Genomic DNA, 18,304 nt, shown 5'->3' with positions numbered 1-18,304 from the left:
TAATAACAAATTAGCTTTGAATTTGCATTAATTTAGTGCAGAGGCTCTATAGTTCAGAAAATTCTTTAATTCACATCTAGCGCCGCATCTAATATCATATAGGCTTTCTTATCTGTGGCGGCTTACCTATGACCCTATCTTCTCTCAATGCAATTTCACCTATTGACGGGCGTTATCACAAAAAAACCAATTCGCTGAGCCCTTATTTTAGTGAGTTTGCGCTGATTTATTATCGTTTAATGGTTGAAATTCGTTGGCTAGAAGCCCTGGCAGCCAATAAGGAGATTAGCGAAATTTCTGAGTTTGATAATGAAGCAAAAGCTTATCTCACAGAAATTCTGGTTAATTTTGATGAAGAAGAGGCAGAGAAAGTCAAAAATTATGAAAAACAAACGAATCATGATGTCAAAGCCGTCGAATATTACCTCAAAGATAAGCTAGAGCAAGCGCCAAGTTTAAATAGATATATCGGTTTCATTCACTTTGCTTGTACCTCCGAAGATATTAATAACGTCGCTTATGCCCTGATGGTTAAAGAAGCCTTAGCGCAAATTATACAACCGACACTGGCGGAGATTATCGGCAGCATAACCATGCTAGGCAAGCAGCACGGCGACGTGGCTATGCTGGCAAGAACTCACGGACAACCTGCGACGCCCACAACTATTGGCAAGGAGTTAGTTAACTTTGTTGCTCGCTTAAAGCGCCCGCAACAACAACTTGCAGAGGTATTAATCCCCGCTAAATGCAATGGCGCTGTCGGAAATTATAATGCCCACCTCGTTGCTTATCCCCAAGTCGATTGGCGAAAGCATTGTGCTAGCTTTATTAGTTCGCTTGGCCTGTCATTTAGCGCTTATACCACGCAAATCGAGCCGCATGATGGCCTGGCGGAAGTCGCACATATCATGATCCGAATTAATAATATCCTGCTTGATTACACTCGAGATATCTGGACTTATATTTCGATGAACTACTTTAAACAAAAAACAGTTGCTGAAGAGGTAGGCTCATCAACTATGCCACACAAGGTTAACCCTATCGATTTTGAAAATGCTGAGGGTAATCTTGGTTTAGCTAATTCTCTTTTTGAACATTTTGCCCACAAGCTGACACAGTCTCGCTTGCAACGTGATCTTTCCGACTCAACCGTATTGCGCAACATAGGTGTTGCCTTCGCCTATACCCTGATTGCTTACCAAGCCATTGCCAAAGGCAATGATAAATTGCAGATCAATGCGCGTGCTTTGCAACAAGATTTAAATGCAAATTGGGAGGTTTTAGCCGAAGCCATCCAAACTGTGATGCGTCGCTACGAAGTCCCAAATGCCTATGAGCAGCTTAAGGCCTTAACCCGCGGCCAAGGTATTGATAAAGAAAACCTGAGAAAGTTCATTCAATCCCTGCAAATACCTGAAGAGGTTAAAGCTCAACTGATTGATTTAACACCAGAGAAATACACGGGTCTAGCCGCACAATTGGTAAAAGCGTTTTCATGAGTACAACCTTATCGCAACAAGGCAAGTCCTTGGAATTTGATGTTTTAGTCATTGGGACAGGGCTTGCTGGTCTAAATTATTGCCTACAGCTGCTAAAAATACAGCCTAAGGTTAAGATCGCTTTGATCTCCAAGGCTGAAATGAGTGAATGCAATAGCCGCTATGCCCAGGGAGGGATAGCGGCAGCGGTTGCGCCTGATGACTCCTTAGAGTCACACATCGACGATACCCTGCGGGCTGGCGATGGACTTTGCTATCAACCGGCCGTTGAATTTATTATTCGTCAAGGGCCAAAGGCAATTGAAGACTTGCTCACTTATTCAATTAATTTTACTAAGCTACCAGATGGTGAGTTTGCCTTGGCAAAAGAAGGCGGCCACTCCCATCGCCGTATTTTCAATTCCAGTGATCAGACTGGCTTAACAGTCAGCACAGCACTGTTAGCGGCTGTACAACAACTACCGCAAATTCAGATTTTTGAACACCATATTGCAGTTAATCTGATTACTCACTACCACCCTCATCGAACTGATAATCAGGGCGAGGTTGTTGGTGTTTATGTTCTTGATTGCCAAAGAAATCGCATCGATACCTTTAGCGCGAATTGTGTAATTCTTGCTACCGGTGGTGCAGGTAAAACTTATCGTTATACAACAAATCCCATGATAGCAACCGGTGATGGCGTCGCCATGGCTTATCGCGCCGGGGCTCGAGTCGGAAATATGGAGTTTTATCAATTTCATCCAACAGTCTTGCATCATCATTCTCTGAATAATTTTTTAATCTCTGAGGCTGTGCGCGGTGAAGGTGCCTTGCTAATCAGCGCCGAAACTGGCGAACGCTTTATGACACGTTATGAGCCACAACAGATGGAGTTAGCAACGCGCGATGTTGTTGCCCGCGCCATTTTTAGTGAAATTGAACAAAGCCAGGCCGGCTTTGTTTATTTAGATATCAGACATCAGTCTAAACAGTTTTTGAAGTCTCATTTCCCGCAAATCTATTCAACACTGCTTTCAATCGGCCTTGACATGAGTCAGGATCTGATTCCGGTCGTGCCCGCAGCGCATTATCAATGCGGTGGCATCCTAACCGATGTCGATGGCCGAACCGACCTCAAACGTCTCTACGCCATCGGAGAAACAGCTTTTACAGGCCTGCACGGAGCAAACCGCTTAGCCAGCAATTCCCTGCTTGAGGCACTGGTAATGGCATCAAATGCCGCTCACTGTTCTTTAAAGGATATAACTAGCCCCTGTAAAAGCGTAAACAAGATTGCTAACTGGAGCTCACCTGGCGAAGTCAACGCAAGGCGTGCAAGCCAGATTAATGCCCATTGGCGTGGCTTACGCGGCGAAATGACTTCCTATGCCGGGATCGTCCGCACCGAAGCAGGTCTGCGGGATCTACTACAATTGATAATGAAGCGGAAAAAAATTATCGAAGAGTATTACTGGAAACATTGCATTACTCGCGATTTTATTGAATTACGTAATATTGTCCTGAATGCAGAGCTGATTGTTAGAGCAGCCCTATCACGTAGAGAATCACGGGGCGGCCATTATCGCGAAGATTTTCCCCAAAAGAACGCAGATGCTAAAGAAAGCATCGCCCGCCTGACTTCACCGCAGAACCCCTTTATTTAGTTGAGGTGTTACCGATGTTTAACCACAAAATAACCAGCTATGAACCAGAAAAAACGCTTATGCAAGTCCGTAATGATATGAGTATTTGCCAAAGCGATTATCCTCTGGATTGGTATCAGAAAGAGTTCGTTCCCTATGCTGAAGAATACCAAGCCCTGCCGGATCGTAAGCTGACCACTGTGTTAGCTTGGATGAGACCTTACATGAAGAAGGCCCAGGATCACTTCGGCGACAAACTCTTGTTGCTTGCTCATTATTATATGGGCGGCGATATTGTCAGGTTGGTTGAGCAATTTGGTGGCCAAATTGGTGATTCCTATCAGCTTGCACTAATGGCTGCTAACCACCCAGAGAAATCTTTGATCATCGAATCTGCCGTCCATTTCATGGCGGAATCGATCAGCATTCTTGCTAACAAAAACCAACAGGTTTACATAACTAATCCCAAATCGGGCTGCACCATGGAGATGCTAGCCAAAGATTTTATGGTCGAACCTGCTTTCCTAGACCTGAATGAACGCTATGGTGAAGACAATATTTTACCGGTTTGCTACATGAATACTTCTGGACGTGTAAAAGCGATGACAGGAGCGCAAGGTGGTGCTGTATGCACAAGTTCTAACGTCAGGAAAATTTTCGAATGGGCTCGTAAGCAAAAGAAAAAAATACTCTTTATTCCCGATCAACACATGGGTGAAAATGTTGCCTATTGGATGGGAATCAACAATCTCGCCTATTGGCCTGGCGGTACCGCAGGCGCGCAATATTCGCTAGCCGAACAGAGCCAACAGACCTTAGCAGAATTTGATAAAGCAGAACTCATTTTATTCTCCAGTCATTGTGCTGTTCATACCCACTATCAGCCCTATATGTGTGAATACTGGCACAGCCAAGGCTATGCTACTGTGGTTCATCCTGAATGCCGTAACGATCTGATTCGGGTCGCACAGCAGGCAGGCTCAACGGCCTTCATCTGGGACTATGTGGTTAATGACCGAGCAAAAACTAAACGTTATGCTATCGGTACTGAGAATCATATGGTGGAAAACCTAAAGCAATATTCTAAAGGTTTAGGCATCGATGTAGTCAACCTCGCTGAGGCACCCAAAAAGGATAATGAGAAAGGTATCGGCTGTGGCTGTGCAACCATGTCCCGCAATGATCCACCACATTTGGTTGCCTTGGTAGATCTGTTAAGACAAGGTAAGACGATGGCTTACAATGAGGTTAAAGCTGGCGATCTGGTTAACGAATTCACCGGCTCTCGCCAACGTCTTGATGACTCCGAGCAAAATTGGGTCATTGATAATGCGAAAAAAGCTTTGGAAATGATGATTAACATTACTGAAGATCGTTTATAACGCAATATTTTAAGTGATTATGCGTGCGTCATTCCCACAAGCGGGAATGACGGTGGTCAGCCCCGTAGACATAGCATCCTGTCATTGTTAGGAACACAGCCTCTAAGAGGCAAAGATCAGGAAAGAACGTCGAACGAGCAACCCTCATCCGCCTCTCCCCATGTCTGGGACGAAGGTGCCTGAAGGGCAGATGAGAGTGATTCAACTTCGGAGCGAGGGGAAAAAGAAGGAAGCTCTTTGCAAGGAACGTAGTGACGAAGCAATCCAGAGTTCAGAGCACTGAACCTTGGATTGCTTCACTCCATTCACAATGACGAGGGTTGCGTTCGCAACAACGGCGTGAGGTGACAAAATAAGCACTAAAAATTGTAATCCTGACTCGAGAGATTTAATGCCGTATTTGCCAAAGCGGTCTGTATAAGTTCTCTTTTTAACCAGTCTTCTACAACTAAATCACTTCCAAGGTTTTTATCAAAAATGCTAAGGCTCTCTCGTTGACCACTTGGCTTGACCTGTATTACATAGTCACCAAGGCGTATAGCCGGTGTATTCTCGCCATTATTAGACATTCCCAATTCTAATCCGTTGCCAAGATCAAACCAATCGCCAGGTTGACAGCCCAAGGTACTCACTTGAGTCTTGATAAGCGCTATGAGGTTATCTTCAGAGGCATTCAACGAAGAGAAAGAGAGATTAAAAAAGCTTTGAGCAACATTCGAAACTGACACAGGATAGGAATTGGAAGCAGATTCTGAGACAGGATTTTTGATAGATGAGGCTTGAGCGAGCTTAGATTGTTGGAAGTAACTATGGGTAATATGAAGAATATCCTTAATAATCAGTGCATTATGGCCATTTTTATTAATATCAGCCCTATTTTCAAAGCTATTAAAATAAGTATGCAGCGCTAAAGCTAACTGCTCTTCATCGTCCTTAAGCTGGTTAAAAATTGCTGTAACCTTTGTTAAAACGGGGTTTATTGCTAACTGATTTTGCTCAAAGCTTTGGTTGGTAAGAGGATTGCGCTTTGTGGTAGCTAAAATGCTATCCCAAGTACCCTTATCAAGCGTATGCCCCGTAGTTGTTAAGGTCATAGGGCTTGCCATGGTTTCAAAGCTTATTGCGTCCATAAGAAGTTCTTCTAATTGCTCGCTTAAGCTCTTATCTTTAAAAGAAACTAAAGGTTCAAGATCTTCTTCTTTTGCTTCTTCAGATTCTTGTTGTGAATTTAAAATAGGGGCAAGCTTGGCGTGTAAATAATCCCGGTTACGTTCTTGCTCTGAAGTCAACATTAGAGGAGAGAGATAAATATTATCTATAAAGGTTTCACCCTGAGGGCGAGCGAAATAATATTGCTTATTCCTCATACCCATAATGGCCGGATAAGTCTCAGTGTGACGAATTAATCCAATCATTTTGCAGCCAAGATCAGCTAAGGAATGGGCGGTTTCTTCGTTTTCTACATGAATGGCATACCAAAAAACTCGATGTAAGGCTGTATTCCCGCTCGCGTCTCTAAAACCAAGGTTAAGCTGTTGTCCATACTGAGTAATGAATTGCTCAAGAAGACTAAGCAGGTTATCCCGCTTTTGTTGTTGAATTTCTACCTGTCTTAGTTCGTACAGAGCCGCGATGATTAGATTAGAGCGATGGTTCGCTGAAGTAGCCTGATTTAACCATTCTGGGTGCGCGTGAACTCCATTTAAAATGAGTTCAATGTTGCCTTGCTGAATACTTTTAAACAAAGACTCAAAGAGGGCAGTCTCATCGGATTGACTGTGAAATTGTGGATCTTTTGCCATGTTAACAAAGGTCCACATTTGCATGGGCCAGTTGTTCTGATGGCGTAAATTATTGAAAGAGTACTCATGATCATAGCCACCAAACTCGCTAGCTCTCAATGCTTGCACAGCAGTTGCTAAAGCCAGGATAAACTCTTGTGTAGCTGTGATATCGAATTCTAGAAGGCCTTGTTCTTCTAAGATTCTTTTTAAGATTTCAGCAAAAGCTGCACCTTGTGCGGCATGTCGTAGTGAGCCTCCTTGGTGTTTTTTTCCATCAATAAATTCATCTAAAATTTGTTTTAATTTTGGCATATTATTCTCACAAAGGATTATTTGATGACTTCTACCAACTCTTAAAGACTATACAAGAATCAGGATGCGCATTATTTCATCAAACCTTAAGTAAATCAATATTGATTATTAAAACATTTTATCTAAGACTACTTGATAACTGACTGCTCTTTGTTCTCATAGATAAAAATTGTAGGCTGGGCTGACAAGCCCGGCATTATCTAACTTGCAGGCTATACATCAGCCCAGACTACAACACTCAATTCAAAAGAGCGGCGAACTCTAAAAACATATCCGTTGGAATATGAGTACCAGTGCCTGAGAGATTAATCAATATCACTACAACAGCACCACTGACCGGCTGATACATCATCAAGGCCTGATACCCGAAGTAATCCGCAGTGTGGCCTAACCACCCTCTCAATTGCCCCATTCCATACCCATATCTATCATATTCCGGACAAATGGTTTTAGGGCGTAAAGGATCATCATCAGGACAAGGAGCAAAAACAATCGGCATCAGGCTATTTAATTGTTGCCCAAACATTGCAGGCGATAATAGCCTTCCTTGCCCCAGGGCTTCAGCCCAGATCTTTAAATCAGCAAGTGTCGAAACCATCGCACCAGCTGCAGCGGGAAAAGAAGGATCGACTAAGGTCACATCTTCATAAGGTGGAGGGGCAGCATAACCCCGGGCAAAGGGTTCAGGCATTGCGGCTGTTAAGGGATAACTGGTTTGATTCAAGGCCAAAGGCTGCAATATTCTATTAAAGATTTCATTGCCAACAAAGTTCCCTGTGACCTGTTGGATTATCATGCCGAGAATGACAGTATTAGTATTGGAGTAATGCCAATTACTATCGGGGGGAAAATAAGGCAGATTAGAATCGGCTGCATCAACAAGCTCCTGTGGTAACCATTTCCTAAGTAAATTTGCTGCAAGCTCCTGAGCCAAAGCTGCATCTTCAGAATAATTGAAAATACCACTTCTCATATTGGCAAGTTGGGCAATGGTTGCTGTTCCATTTTCAACAGTAGGTAAATAAACATTCACTGGCGTAGTGAAGCTAAGAATACTCTCTTCAATAAGCTTTAAGATAACAGTCACAGTAAATGATTTAGTGATACTACCTATACGGAAATGATCTGAGGCGGATATGAATCGATTAGTATTAATATCAGCTACCCCATCCTCTATGATAAGTTGTCCCTGTCCTGGAATCCAAACCCCTGCCACCAATCCAGGTATGCCAAATTGCCGTTCATATCTCTTAGCAATAGCGCGCAGTTGCTCAGACAAAGCAAAATTAAGACAAGTTGTAGTAGTACAAGGAACAACAGCGACTTGTAGGCTATCGTTTGGTAAGGGGCGTGAACAGCTATTTAAATCAGGAATATTAGAGAAGCCTCGTGCCTTACAAACAACCGGCCCATCATGTATACCTCCCCCTAACTGGCTCGCTATAAGCTCTAAACCCAGCAAGCAGGATTCGCCAGGTCCTAAGATGAAAGGATCCTGACAAGCTCCTACCCCACTGACCTTCGTTAGCAATCCAGGGACCCTGGCTAGAGTCAGGATGCGTGCTGTTCTTTCATTATTAGTTACCTTGTATTGGGCTGAGGCTATGGCATCCTGTGACAATTGGAAGGGCGCTCTACTAACAGCTTCTATACTATAAGTCGGCATCGCATTGGCTACCCAACTTATCCCAAATAATAGGCTTGCAATAACGGCATTTCTTTGAAATTTAAACATTTTATTCCCTATAAAACGCTGAATGAGCAATTCAAAGTACTATATATAATGGATAAGCATTGTAGGATACAACACCATTATGTTAAAAATGATAAGTTGGAATGCGGCATGACATTAATCCTAAGAATAGTAAGGAAGAAAAATGCTAAAACGTGATATCTCACGGACAAATGTATTAATTGCTGCTGCTGGTGGCATGATTGGTTCCGGTTGGTTGTTCAGTCCTTTTATTTCTGCTCAGATGGCAGGTTCAAATGCCCTAATCAGTTGGATTATTGCAGCAGTATTTATGCTGTTCATTGCCCTACCCCTCTGCGAATTAGGCGCGATGTTCCCTATTTCTGGCGGTATGACTAATTACCCCAGTTTCACTCATGGCAATGATGTCGGTTTTCTTTTTGCCTGGACGTCCTGGCTATCCTATGTCGTAATGACGCCAATTGAAATCCAAGCCATCTTGCAATACTCAAGTCATTTCTTTCCAAGCTTGATTATTCATGAGGCTGAAACTTTTACCTTGTCAGGGATAGGCTATGTCTTTGCAATGGGAATCATGTTGTTTGTCGTTCTTTTGAATTCCTACGGTATAAAAATGCTGGCTGAATGCAATAAAATTGCTAGTATTATCAAGTTCTTAGTTCCAAGTATAGCCATTGTTTCCTTACTCTGCTCAGCTCCTTCAATGGCCAATATAGAGATAAACCTGACTGACAAAAACTCTTGGGTGCAAATATTTACAGCGCTTTCTGCTGGTGGAGTAGCCTTTGCGTTTACCGGTTTTCAGAATGGTCTGATGCTTGCTGGCGAGGTACAAAATCCACAACGCAATATTCCAATTGCAATCTTAGGTGCGGTACTCATTGGTTTTGTCTTATATTTTATGCTGCAGCTCAGTTTTCTGGTGGCGATTCCTAAATCCTATCTAAGCCAGGGCTGGCAAAATCTAAGTTTTCCCGGCGATAGCGGCCCCTTAGTTGGCTTGACCTTATTATTAGGTTTAGGCGTGGTAGCGATGTTGTTGATGTTTGATGCAGCCTTTTCTCCCTTTGGCACAACGCTGGTCTACACAGCAGCAACCTCGCGAATTCTCTATGGTATGAGTTTAAACAAACATCTGCCCAAGGTGTTTTTGAAATTAAACCGACATAAGATTCCCTATGTCACCCTTTATGCAAATTTATTAGTAGGACTTTTCTCATTTTTACCCTTTCCTGGCTGGCAGAAAATGGTGGCCTTCCTATCTTCATGTAGCATTTTATCCTACGGCATCGGGCCTATTTGTCTACTTGCCATGCGTAAGCTACAACCCGAACGTCATAGGCCCTTTAAGCTTTCAGCTAGCCTGTTTTTCTGCCATCTAGCCTTTTATGCTTGTAATCTGATGTTATATTGGTGTGGTTTTGACATTCTGTGGAAGCTAGATTTAGCTTTGCTTATCGGCTTTATCATAAATCTTGTTTATCAGAAACGCCGTCTTAGTGAATGCACGCCAAGCTTGCTCTGGTTTGCGGCTTATATGGGCTCAATACTATGTTTATCCTATCTAGGCTCTTTCGGCGGTATCCAGCGTTTGCAATTCCCCTTCGATATTTTCATTATCCTCCCGCTCAGCATGGTTGTACTTCATTTTTCTCAATGCGTACTTGTAGATAGTAAGGCTCACGAAGAATTAACATCCAATTTAGCTCTGGCTGAGGCCATAGAAAGTTAGTGGCGAATTGTCATTCCTGCGGAAAAGCGGGAATGACATTCTTATGTATTCTCTTAGTAATAGATCACCCCTATCCCGAATTCCCGCGGTCAAGCCGCAGGAATTCAATACTGGAGTGGGGGCTGACCTATTACTTCTCTTATCGGTATCGGAAAACCTTGATTACGCTTTGTGCATCAAGGCTACGCCTTTTAGAGAACCCCCATCCGCCCTACGGGCACCTTCTCCCTAAAAGGAAGAAGGGATAACACAGCTTTTTCCCTTTGCCCCTCTGGGGAAAAGGTGCCCGCAGGGCGGATGAGAGGTTGTCGATTCAAAGTTTTTTTTTGATGCACTAGGTACCTAAGCAAAATCGAATCCCCGCGGTCGATGCCGCAGAGATTCGATCTTAAAACGCTGGAGAGCATCTCAACCAAACACTCTATTTCTGCAACGGGTTCTTTAACTTATTTTCTTGCTCACTCAAAGAAGCGCCTGCGATGGGTTGCTTTGACTTATCCATACTAGGATCGGAATTAACCTTTGTCTCCGTCAAGTTGGGTTTTGCTTGAATTTTTGCTTCTGGCTTTGCTTTGATCTTAGCAACTTTAGGTTTCGCTACTTTCTTAGCAACGGTTGGTGCAGCGGATGATTTAAGCTCGGAAGCCTTTGCTTTCTTTTTAGGCTTATCTTCTTTTTTTTTCATCTCGACTTTTTTTGTTGCTGAGGCTGTTGATTTCGCCTTCTTTTCGGCAGAAGCTGCCTTCGCTCTAGGCTTTTTGACTTTTGTGCTTAGAGGCTCAAACTCTGCTTCAACGCGTACAAAGGATTCAACAGGATTTTCTTTGATTTCTTTAGAAACTGATAATAAGGCACTTTCCAGGATTTGAAAGGATCTGTGCATATAATCAAGAATTTTTTGGCTATTCTCCATGGTTAAAGCAAGATGCTTACCCAATAAATCGCCTGGCTGCTTTAAACCAGATAAGTCACCTGGTTTTAGATAACTAAAGTTCTGTAAGGTTTTGGCATTAAGGTCCATCATTGACTGTAATGATTTTTGCATCTCATTAGTCATTAAATTCCACTTCTTTAAAAAATCTTCCTTCATTATTTTGTCCTCCCTAAAACGAAAATTAAAATCAACTGTCTATAACCTAATTACTCTATTCGAATTTGCTTAAAATAGTAAGGTAATTCTTTTGCTAATAAAGGATCTATCTTTGCAACATAGGGATCATTATCAAAGGCTGTCCTTGGATACAGCCTATCATTGACCCAGAATCCAGACCAGTAATTTGTTGTCCTCACACAATCTCGTGCAAAATTCTGTATATGAAATTTCTTTTCTAATTGAAAACAACCAGACAGAAAAATATCAACATAAGATTGAACAATCGGCTTTTGCTGTGAAGGACTATGCGCCAGAGAACTACGACTCACATAAATCCAATATTGGCCATGAGGTAATTTCTTAGTAGCTAGCGCTTGAATTTGCTTAGGTGAAACCTCTAGTCTGCAGTAGCTATCTTCGCGTTTATCATAGTTATAAATCGCTTTTGAATTATTCAGTTTAAAATAGGTCGCGTTAATTTTAGCCTTAGCATCCTTTATCACACCCAAATATGTCGTGCTAAAACCTATATCAGTGCCCGGCTCGATCCATCCACGCTGAAAACCAGTTAAATAGATAGGATAATTATCTCCAGACTCAAAGGAGTCCTCTCTTTTCGAATCCTCGTGCATTAACGAGCCATAGCCAATAACAAATTGGGGAAGCTGAGGATTTACAGAGGATCGGCAGTTTTCAAGTGGTTCTAGCTTAGTAGTTTGATTTTCTATGCTCTTGCTACAAGAGATAGTACAGAACGTACAAACTACTAAGGCTAACTTATAGAGTCCTTTCTTAAAGGAAGAAATGTTTCCCATTTTTCTTTTTATTGTCCGTTTTCAATTTAGGGTATCACAGCATTAAATGTACACTCTTGGATCTCGTCTTGGCAACTATATCCTGTTGGGATGCTTAGCCATTTATTACCGTAGGGCTGAACTCCTGGAACCTGCCACCATAGCGAATAAACTTTATTGCCAATACTTGTTTTATAGTAACAGAGCACACCAAGACCTGAGTAACCAGCCACTAAAGTCTCTGCTTTGTAAAGTGTATCGTTTTTACTTAGGGTTACATTGTGGTCTGCAAAAGGATTCCACTCCCAAGGTTGTGGTGGAATCGTCTTGTTTTCCCACATAACTGTTGGATCAGGACAGGTCATGATCTTTGCCTGAGCTGTAAAGCTAATTAGAGAAAATACGGTGATGAAAAAAATTGTAATACTCTTAGCCATAATTACCTCATGAAAAATTAATGAACAATAAGCCCTTATATGTTACAGCAATTTGTAAACAACCTCTAATATAATTTCTATTCTTCGAGCTTAGCAAATAAATTTGTTTTTCTTATTGTTTCATAGATTATCTTTGTTATAATGGCCAGCTGTTGTGCCGGGGTGGCGGAATTGGTAGACGCGCCGGATTCAAAATCCGGTGGTGGTGACACCGTGTGGGTTCGAGTCCCACCCTCGGTACCAAAGTTAGTTCATTGATTAATCTCATTTGTATCTCAAATCATTTTCTACAATCCGTTATTTTTCACAGCTAATCAAAAGGTAATAGGTCACCCCCGTCACCCAAACATCGCCCGTCATTCCGAACATAGTGAGGGATCTCCGGGATTAGCACAGTGCCACACTCAGGAGATGTCTCTCTACGTTCGACATGACGTACGTCTTTGTAATAGGTCAGCCCCGCCCCAATATCGAATTCCCGCGGCTTGACCGCGGGATCTGCTGATTAGAAGCGCCTCACTCTGAGCCCTAGATCCCGCGGTCAAGCCGCGGGAATTCGAGTTTTTCCTGGGATGAGCTATTTTTGTCCTGTACAAAGGTAAATATGGTATAAACGCCCACCTTTAAGCTTTGCTTAACCTACCAAAGAAAGCAGGTATCTTCGCGTAAAATAAATCCACTTTTTGAGTCGCTAAAAAATTCAGAAATTTCTCCGATTCTTCTTCCGTAGCGATCATTGTAACCTGTATGGGTTGATCGAGTAGTTCGAAGAAATGAGCGCTATGTAAATTGCGGTGTGCGCCAAAACCAAGTGAACCTGTAAAGGCAGTAGCTCCTGTGACTCCATGATCTTTAGCAACGTCAATAAGCCATTCATAAAGCGCTTTTTTCTCATGGCGTTCATTTTGTTCCATAAAGAACTCTAATTGATATCCCTTTTCCATCTTGTCTCTCCTTCGAAATCAATTCTTTTGCAAGATCTCTGATACCTCAGATTCCTCTTTTGTTTCAGCAGCAACAACAGGTAACTCTCGAGTGTGTTCACGAATCATCATCAAGAAGGGAATAAATCCCAAGGCAAGCAAGAACGATAATTGATACAAACCAATCCATCCCAACCACATTTGTAACATCGCAGCAAATGGACCTGAAAAAATACGCGGCAAGGCTGATATGGCAACTAATAGGGAAAATTGTGTTGCAGTATAGGGTTGTTTAACAACTCGCATAAAAAAGGCAACTAGCGCTGTTGAACCCATCCCTGCCGCAAAATTGTCGCATACAACAGCCGTTGCAAAGAGAGGTAGATTTTTCCCTACAATCGCTAGCGCAATAAATAAGAGGTTAGTTAAGGCTTGTATGATCCCAAAAACCATTAATGCGCGATACAAAGACCAACGTAGTAGCAACAAACCAGCGACCAAACCTCCTAGTAGCACAGAAGTTATTCCCATCATCTTATTGACATAGCCGATGGTATCAATAGAAAAGCCTAGACCTTGAATTAAAAAAGGCATGACAATACCACTTGTCGTCGCAGTAAAAGCCTCACCCAGCTTATAAAATAAAATGAACAATAGTAATGAAGTAAAACCCCGGCGCGCGATTAACTCTTTAATTGGGCCGGTAAATGCTTGTAAAAAACTTGGATTGTTATCGGTATGCTGCGATGGCTCGCTAGACCACAGGGTGGCGGCAACACCTATTAACATCAAAAACCCCATCAAGCGATAGGTAAAAGCCCAGCCAAAATGTTTAGCCATGACCAAAGCAAAGCCACCGGCAAGCAAAAGAGCCAGACGATAACCAAAGGTTGCCAGTGACGCGCCTAAACCATGTTCAGAAGTGGGAAGATATTCAACCCGATGGGCGTCAATTGCAACATCCTGAGTTGCTGAAAAACAAGCGCAGGCAAAGGCTAATACAGCCATGAGTTCAGGGGACGTATTCGGAGATAACCAGGCTAGGGCATTAAAGCCCAGTAACAGCGCCAGTTGCATCACTATCATCCAACTACGTCGTTTACCCAGAGAAAACAATGAATAGCGATCCAATACTGGACCCCAGGCAATACGGTAAACATAAGGCATACCAACTAAACTTAACATACCTGTTGCCAGCACTGACATGCCCGCATCAGCATACCAGGCTTGTAAAGTGCTACTTGTTAAGGCTAGAGGAAGCCCTGAAGAAAAGCCCAGTAAAAATACAATGAATAGGCGTTTGTTCATGCTTAAAGATACTCAGAGTTTTATAACAGAGGCAACTTCCCGCGACCTAGGGTCTTAAAGGCATTTGTCATTCCCGCGAAGGCGGGAATCTATCCCCACATTGGCACTGTGCCACTTAGAAATGGATTCCCGCCTTCGCGGGAATGACAAAAATTTCCTTCATTTAATGGCAATAACCCTAGCCACAAGAAGTCAAATCAAGTCTTCGAATTAAGCTTCAGACTTTTGAACAGAGATTAAATGAATCTTAAATACCAAGGTTTCATTAGGTCCGATTGGGCCACCGACACTACGTGGACCATAAGCAAGATTTGCAGGCACGTAAACTTCCCAGGTTGATCCAGAAGGCATTAATTGTAATGCTTCAGTCCAGCCAGGAATAACCTGTGATACTTTGAACGTTGCTGGCTTTCCAGTTTTTTCAGTAGAATCAAAAACTTGACCATCAATTAGAGTACCTGTGTATTCAACAGTTACGGTGTCATCCTTGCTAGGTTTTGCACCATCTCCTTTTTGAATAATCTTATACTGCAGGCCAGATGGCAGGGTAACAACACCATCTTTTGATTTATTCTGATTTAAAAAAGCTTCGCCCTTAGTTTTGTTTTCTTCGGCTTTCTTATTGAAATCAGCACTTCTTTTTGCCATTAATTCTTTTTGGAAGGTATTCAGTACTTCACGCATTTGCTGGTCAGTTAACAACAACTGGCCACCGCTCATACCATCTTGTAAGCCTTTTGCCATAGCAGCCGGGCTAATATCTATACCTTGTTTCTTGAAATTTCTGCCCAAATCGGCACCGATACTGTAAGACAGTTTGTCCATTTCAGTCGTTAATGATGAGGTAGCGGCAGCTGGTGTAGCAGTAGCAGGTGTAGCAGTAGATGCTGCATCTGGAGCAGCGCTTGCAGCCATTGTCGTTGACATTGCCAAACTCATGACAGCAGCAGCGACTAGTCTAATCTTCATAAACAATCCCCTTTTAGTCTTTCGTCAGAATAGAACTTTGCAAAAATGCCCAACCATTCTGCCTAAATTTCAATGAAATTACTACTAGGGGTATCATCAATTAATTTCTTGAAGCAAAAATAAGGATGATTGAGCCTCATTTTTTGCTTGAAGGAAGCGAATAATCAGCGCTCATATTGTTTGCAAGATGTTTTCCTTCTAAACTTGACGGTAAAGATGTTAATTGAGTTTTTATTATGAGCATTAGCGTATTTGATTTGTTTTCAGTTGGTATCGGTCCCTCCAGCTCACACACAGTAGGTCCCATGCTTGCAGCAAACGCCTTTTTAGAGCTAATCAAAGCCAACGAGTTTTTTGAGGAAACAAATCGATTAAAAATAGAACTTTATGGCTCCTTAGCTTTAACCGGTAAAGGACATGGTACTGATAAAGCAATCTTGAATGGGTTGGAAGGTAAGGCACCTGAAACCGTAGAACCTGAATCGATGATTCCGCGAATGCATGAAATTATCTCTTCCGCAACACTTTGCCTTGATGGCAAGAAAGACCTGAGTTTTCAGGAGAGCAGGGATTTCTTACTCTTCCAGAAAGAGCTTTTGCCCAAACATAGTAATGGCATGCGTTTCACAGCCTACGATAACTCCGGCGTTACCTTACTAAGCCAGGTCTATTACTCTATTGGCGGTGGTTTTATTACTACTGAAGAAGAGTTTGACAAGGCTACAACCACAGTTAGCCCGCCTCCCTATCCTTTTACGACTGGCGACCAATTACTAAGGCAATGCAAAGAGAATAATCTGAGCATACCTGAGCTAATGATGGCCAATGAGCTGACTTGGCGGGATAAACAAACGATCCAAGACGGAATTCTTGCTATCGCAAAAGTTATGGATGAATGCATTCAAAATGGCTGTAAACACTCTGGCATCTTACCTGGCGGGCTCAATCTGAAACGCCGCGCCCCTGATTTATATAAGAAGTTGATTGAGCACAAAGGTATTCCTAGTGTTTTCGAGCAATCCGATATAATGAACCGCCTTAACCTCTACGCTATGGCAGTTAATGAAGAAAATGCAGCGGGGGGACGAATTGTTACCGCCCCAACAAACGGTGCCGCTGGAATTATTCCTGCTGTTCTCAAATATTGTCAGGAAGCCCATGACCGCTTGAGTAATGAAGATATCTTTACCTATTTCCTTACCGCTGCAGCAATCGGCATTCTTTATAAAGAAGGTGCCTCTATTTCTGGTGCAGAAGTTGGCTGTCAAGGTGAGGTTGGCGTTGCCTCATCCATGGCCGCGGCTGGATTAACCGCAGTTCTAGGTGGGACAGTTGAACAAATTGAAAATGCTGCCGAAATCGCTATGGAGCACCATCTTGGCATGACTTGCGATCCCGTATTAGGCTTAGTGCAAATTCCCTGTATCGAACGTAATGCAATGGGGGCAGTAAAAGCAGTGAATGCGTCTCGTATGGCGTTAATTGGTGATGGTCAGCATAAAATCTCCTTGGATAAGGTCATTAAAACAATGAAGAAAACTGGCGAAGACATGCAGAGCAAATACAAAGAAACCTCTCTAGGTGGTTTAGCAGTTAACCACACCGAATGTTAGGACTATATCCATGCGAACCCTACTTGCTTTGGCAGGCTTAGTGCTAAATTTTCAGGCATTTTCAGCGCCGCAATTTAAGGCCTCAGAACCCTTAACCACTAAACATTATGAGATTAACAGCCCTGCCCTCTGTGCAACTGCCAAAGAAACTTTAGCTTACCTTGCCAAAGGTCATGACTATGATCCTCAGGTCATTCACCAGGGTAAGGTATTCACTATTCCTCTTTCTCAACTTAGGGATACTTTGATCTTTATTTGTGAAAATCAAAGCAAAATGAATGATCCAGCCTTTGTCAAAGCACATTTTGATTTTTTCCGCTGGTATCCTGACCAGCTGCAGGCTAAGAAATTTTCACAGAACAAACCGCTGTTAGAACACTTGCCAAATGATCGCATCCTAATGACCAAATACTATGTACATCTAGCCAAAGCATCCACCTCCCCTAGCACGGCTAAACCCTTTGGCTTATACGCCTTACCCAATGATGAGCAAGGCCTGAGTTTGGAAGAGGCTGAAGCTAAACCTGATTTAACCCGCTTTAAATATGGGAAACAGGCAATCCTTGCTGGAGCCCTTGCGAATAGGGAGGTTCCTGCTCTTGCTTATCTGAGCCGGGATGACTTAGAAGCAGCCTTGTTACAAGGCACCCTTGTCGCAGATTTTGGTGATAACAAAGCGGCAAAGATTTTTAATGTTCATCGTTGTAACAATATTGCTTACAACAAAACGCAGCCACCTTATCTACAAAACCGCTATTGGTACTTTAAGGAAGTTGATGGGATTAAAGGTTACGGGAAAGATGCTGATCATAAGATTACCGTAAACCCCGAAGTAACCTTTGCTGCGGATCTGCAGCAACTCGGCTTAGGAAAATTGCTGATGGTGCAATATCCAAATCAATCCGGCGAAATCATAACCAAGGTTGGAATTCTTGCTGACACTGGCGGAGCTTTTAACGATAACTTATACCAAGTAGATTTTTTGGCAGGTAGTTATCCTGGACAAAAGGCCTTTTATGAGGCAACACGTCATTTGCCTGATTATGTGAATGCTTATTTTATGGTGTTGAAGCCTTAGGTTAGTCTGTCACCTTAAAATAGCCCGTCATCCTTAGCTAC

The 18,304-nt window shown here is 42.6% G+C and carries 14 protein-coding genes and 1 tRNA gene; 7 read left to right on the top strand and 8 right to left on the bottom strand.

The features are described 5' to 3' along the window. Positions 1–128: 128 nt before the first annotated feature. The 3 genes from purB to nadA are packed head-to-tail and all read left to right on the top strand — an operon-like array spanning position 129 to position 4,506. Positions 129–1,499, top strand: coding sequence for an adenylosuccinate lyase (gene purB / locus BN1094_RS15420; RefSeq protein WP_044012044.1), 1,371 nt, complete (start codon positions 129–131; stop codon positions 1,497–1,499). Further along, positions 1,496–3,145 (top strand): L-aspartate oxidase, encoded by a 1,650-nt coding sequence (nadB, locus tag BN1094_RS15415; protein WP_044012043.1) that lies wholly within the window; start codon positions 1,496–1,498, stop codon positions 3,143–3,145. Before purB ends, nadB begins: the two co-directional genes overlap by 4 nt. Before the next feature lie 14 nt (positions 3,146–3,159). Further along, positions 3,160–4,506, top strand: a complete 1,347-nt coding sequence (gene nadA / locus BN1094_RS15410) for a quinolinate synthase NadA (RefSeq protein WP_044012042.1) — start codon at positions 3,160–3,162, stop codon at positions 4,504–4,506. Between the two features lie 359 nt (positions 4,507–4,865). Here the strand turns inward: nadA and BN1094_RS15405 are convergent, their stop codons facing one another. Together BN1094_RS15405 and BN1094_RS15400 are read right to left on the bottom strand one after the other, a co-directional pair. Then, positions 4,866–6,602, bottom strand: a complete 1,737-nt coding sequence (locus tag BN1094_RS15405; protein WP_044012041.1) for a hypothetical protein — start codon at positions 6,600–6,602, stop codon at positions 4,866–4,868. Positions 6,603–6,840: 238 nt separating this feature from the next. Then, the gene (locus tag BN1094_RS15400; RefSeq protein WP_044012039.1) at positions 6,841–8,337 is read right to left on the bottom strand and encodes a serine hydrolase domain-containing protein; all 1,497 of its coding nucleotides are present in this window, start codon (positions 8,335–8,337) and stop codon (positions 6,841–6,843) included. A gap of 142 nt (positions 8,338–8,479) precedes the next feature. On the opposite strand from BN1094_RS15400, the gene BN1094_RS15395 reads away from it, so the two are divergent. Then, positions 8,480–10,048: an APC family permease gene (locus tag BN1094_RS15395; protein ID WP_044012037.1), complete on the top strand. Its 1,569-nt coding sequence runs from the start codon at positions 8,480–8,482 to the stop codon at positions 10,046–10,048. Positions 10,049–10,469: 421 nt separating this feature from the next. Here the strand turns inward: BN1094_RS15395 and BN1094_RS18985 are convergent, their stop codons facing one another. From BN1094_RS18985 to BN1094_RS15380, 3 genes are read right to left on the bottom strand one after another with little or no spacing between them, the layout of a single operon-like run. After that, positions 10,470–11,138: a hypothetical protein gene (locus tag BN1094_RS18985; protein WP_052403335.1), complete on the bottom strand. Its 669-nt coding sequence runs from the start codon at positions 11,136–11,138 to the stop codon at positions 10,470–10,472. Positions 11,139–11,188: 50 nt separating this feature from the next. Further along, the gene (locus BN1094_RS15385; RefSeq protein ID WP_052403334.1) at positions 11,189–11,956 is read right to left on the bottom strand and encodes a hypothetical protein; all 768 of its coding nucleotides are present in this window, start codon (positions 11,954–11,956) and stop codon (positions 11,189–11,191) included. Between the two features lie 26 nt (positions 11,957–11,982). Next, a complete protein-coding gene (locus BN1094_RS15380; RefSeq protein WP_052403333.1) occupies positions 11,983–12,372 on the bottom strand; it encodes a hypothetical protein in 390 nt (129 codons plus the stop codon). A 156-nt stretch (positions 12,373–12,528) separates the two neighbouring features. Here BN1094_RS15380 and BN1094_RS15375 point away from each other — a divergent pair. Further along, a tRNA-Leu gene (locus BN1094_RS15375) sits at positions 12,529–12,615 on the top strand. Between the two features lie 380 nt (positions 12,616–12,995). Here BN1094_RS15375 and BN1094_RS15370 read toward each other — a convergent pair. The 3 genes from BN1094_RS15370 to bamJ form a co-directional block, all read right to left on the bottom strand. After that, positions 12,996–13,316, bottom strand: coding sequence for a DUF190 domain-containing protein (locus BN1094_RS15370; protein WP_044012036.1), 321 nt, complete (start codon positions 13,314–13,316; stop codon positions 12,996–12,998). Positions 13,317–13,334: 18 nt separating this feature from the next. After that, on the bottom strand, positions 13,335–14,603 hold the full coding sequence (locus BN1094_RS15365; protein WP_044012034.1) for an AmpG family muropeptide MFS transporter: 1,269 nt from the start codon (positions 14,601–14,603) through the stop codon (positions 13,335–13,337). A 210-nt stretch (positions 14,604–14,813) separates the two neighbouring features. Next, positions 14,814–15,572: a BamJ family beta-barrel-assembly machinery protein gene (gene bamJ / locus BN1094_RS15360; RefSeq protein WP_044012033.1), complete on the bottom strand. Its 759-nt coding sequence runs from the start codon at positions 15,570–15,572 to the stop codon at positions 14,814–14,816. A gap of 236 nt (positions 15,573–15,808) precedes the next feature. On the opposite strand from bamJ, the gene BN1094_RS15355 reads away from it, so the two are divergent. Next, positions 15,809–17,185 (top strand): L-serine ammonia-lyase, encoded by a 1,377-nt coding sequence (locus tag BN1094_RS15355; RefSeq protein ID WP_044012031.1) that lies wholly within the window; start codon positions 15,809–15,811, stop codon positions 17,183–17,185. 10 nt (positions 17,186–17,195) lie between these two features. After that, a complete protein-coding gene (locus tag BN1094_RS15350; RefSeq protein WP_044012030.1) occupies positions 17,196–18,263 on the top strand; it encodes a hypothetical protein in 1,068 nt (355 codons plus the stop codon). Positions 18,264–18,304: the final 41 nt, after the last annotated feature.

It is taken from the genome of Legionella massiliensis (assembly GCF_000756815.1).
Lineage (GTDB): Bacteria > Pseudomonadota > Gammaproteobacteria > Legionellales > Legionellaceae > Tatlockia > Tatlockia massiliensis.
This window is presented reverse-complemented; position numbering and strand designations above follow the sequence as displayed.

What these genes read in the sequence shown, in the direction of transcription:
- purB (WP_044012044.1), top strand. Translation starts at nt 129, where the DNA reads ATGACCCTATCTTCTCTCAATGCAATTTCACCTATTGACGGGCGTTAT.
- nadB (WP_044012043.1), top strand. Translation starts at nt 1,496, where the DNA reads ATGAGTACAACCTTATCGCAACAAGGCAAGTCCTTGGAATTTGATGTT.
- nadA (WP_044012042.1), top strand. Translation starts at nt 3,160, where the DNA reads ATGTTTAACCACAAAATAACCAGCTATGAACCAGAAAAAACGCTTATG.
- BN1094_RS15405 (WP_044012041.1), bottom strand. Translation starts at nt 6,602, where the DNA reads ATGCCAAAATTAAAACAAATTTTAGATGAATTTATTGATGGAAAAAAA.
- BN1094_RS15400 (WP_044012039.1), bottom strand. Translation starts at nt 8,337, where the DNA reads ATGTTTAAATTTCAAAGAAATGCCGTTATTGCAAGCCTATTATTTGGG.
- BN1094_RS15395 (WP_044012037.1), top strand. Translation starts at nt 8,480, where the DNA reads ATGCTAAAACGTGATATCTCACGGACAAATGTATTAATTGCTGCTGCT.
- BN1094_RS18985 (WP_052403335.1), bottom strand. Translation starts at nt 11,138, where the DNA reads ATGAAGGAAGATTTTTTAAAGAAGTGGAATTTAATGACTAATGAGATG.
- BN1094_RS15385 (WP_052403334.1), bottom strand. Translation starts at nt 11,956, where the DNA reads ATGGGAAACATTTCTTCCTTTAAGAAAGGACTCTATAAGTTAGCCTTA.
- BN1094_RS15380 (WP_052403333.1), bottom strand. Translation starts at nt 12,372, where the DNA reads ATGGCTAAGAGTATTACAATTTTTTTCATCACCGTATTTTCTCTAATT.
- BN1094_RS15370 (WP_044012036.1), bottom strand. Translation starts at nt 13,316, where the DNA reads ATGGAAAAGGGATATCAATTAGAGTTCTTTATGGAACAAAATGAACGC.
- BN1094_RS15365 (WP_044012034.1), bottom strand. Translation starts at nt 14,603, where the DNA reads ATGAACAAACGCCTATTCATTGTATTTTTACTGGGCTTTTCTTCAGGG.
- bamJ (WP_044012033.1), bottom strand. Translation starts at nt 15,572, where the DNA reads ATGAAGATTAGACTAGTCGCTGCTGCTGTCATGAGTTTGGCAATGTCA.
- BN1094_RS15355 (WP_044012031.1), top strand. Translation starts at nt 15,809, where the DNA reads ATGAGCATTAGCGTATTTGATTTGTTTTCAGTTGGTATCGGTCCCTCC.
- BN1094_RS15350 (WP_044012030.1), top strand. Translation starts at nt 17,196, where the DNA reads ATGCGAACCCTACTTGCTTTGGCAGGCTTAGTGCTAAATTTTCAGGCA.